This is a genomic window from Cellulosimicrobium composti, from assembly GCF_010287905.1.
Lineage (GTDB): Bacteria > Actinomycetota > Actinomycetes > Actinomycetales > Cellulomonadaceae > Cellulosimicrobium > Cellulosimicrobium composti.
In genome coordinates, this window is record NZ_JAAFAN010000141.1 from 1 (window position 1) to 1,427 (window position 1,427).

1 protein-coding gene is annotated in these 1,427 nt (G+C 76.7%); it reads right to left on the reverse strand.

Annotated elements, in window-relative coordinates; genetic code table 11:
* Window positions 1–109: 109 nt before the first annotated feature.
* A complete protein-coding gene (gene hpf, locus GYH36_RS19045; RefSeq protein ID WP_024839345.1) occupies window positions 110–763 on the reverse strand; it encodes a ribosome hibernation-promoting factor, HPF/YfiA family in 654 nt (217 codons plus the stop codon).
* Window positions 764–1,427: the final 664 nt, after the last annotated feature.

Genomic DNA, 1,427 nt, shown 5'->3' on the forward strand with positions numbered 1-1,427 from the left:
CCCCCCCCCCCCCCCCCCCCCCCCCCCGCCCCGCCCCCCCGGCGCCCCTGCGCCCGGCCACCCCCCCCCCCCCCGGCCCCGGGGGGGGGCCGGGGCGCGTCGGCGCGGCTCAGGCGGTCTTCTCGGCCGGGGCCTGCGCGCAGTCGCACGACGTGTCGAGCGCGACGACGCCGTACGTCCACCCGCGGCGGCGGTAGGCCACCGACGGGCGGGAGGTCTCGACGTCGACGAAGAGGAAGAAGTCGTGGCCGACCATCTCCATCTCGTAGAGCGCGTCGTCCACGGTCATGGGCTCCGCGGTGTGCAGCTTCTGCCGGATGACGACGGGCGAGTCGCCGAGCGTCGTCTCGACGGCCTCCCCGGGCTCGCTGGGCGCGGTCGGCGCCGGCGGCGGGGGTGCGGCGTGCGTGGCCGGGTCGTAGGGACGCACGTCGACGGGCGGCACGACGGTGTGGTTGCGGTGGTCCTTGCGACGGTCGCGGGCGCGGCGCAGGCGCTCGGCGAGCTTGTCCATCGCGAGGTCGAGGGCGCCGAACCGGTCGTCGGCCGCTGCCTCGGCGCGGACGACGGGTCCCTTGGCGCGCACGGTCAGCTCGACGCGTTCGCGGACCCCGGAGAGCCTCGGGTTGTTCTCGTGGGTGACCTCGACGTCCACGCGCTGCGCCGTGGGCGCGAGCTGCTGGACCTTGGCGAGCTTGTCCTCCACGTGCCGGCGGAAGCGGTCTGCCACTTCCGTGTGCCTGCCGACGACGACGATCTCCATGTGAGCCTCCGCGAGGATCTTGTGCGACGCCCGGCCCGGTGCGTCCGGGCGCCTCGTTCGGATTCGGTAGGAGCACCCGGTGCCGGGTGCGGTGGGCTACCACCTCCTTGCGGCACGAGGCCGCGCGCTCGGTACGCTCGCGCGGCGTCGCACGTGCCCTGCACGTCCGTCGTCCGCGGCGACTGGCCCTCAGACTAACCCCCGCCCCGGGTTCCAGGCAGCACCAACGGGGCCCGGGCCGAGGGACCTTGGGCCCGTCCTCCGCGGGGGCCCGACGACGGCACGCGCCGCGGCCCGCGACGCTCCCCGGGGGCGGGGGTCGCGGCCAGCACGAACGCGCCCAGCACGGGCACGCCGGCACCGGCGAGGGCGCTCTCGCACGCCGCGAGCGTGGCCCCCGTCGTGAGGACGTCGTCGACGAGGAGGCACGGCGTCCGGTCCCGCAGCGCGTCACGCACGCGCCCGGGGCGGCGTGCGACCTCGACCCCCCGGAGCCGCGCGCCGCGCGCCCGCGACCCGAGCCCGACCTGGTCGCGCGCGCGTCCCCGCTGGCGCACGAGCGGCACGACCTGCGCGCGGACGCCCGCCGCGCGGAGACCGGCCGCGACCAGTCTCTTATACAAATCACCGAGACCACGAGACGGACTCCTAAGTCGTTTTCCGT

Bases quoted from the DNA above. Each gene is read 5' to 3' on its own strand.
- hpf (WP_024839345.1), bottom strand. From the start codon at position 763: ATGGAGATCGTCGTCGTCGGCAGGCACACGGAAGTGGCAGACCGCTTC.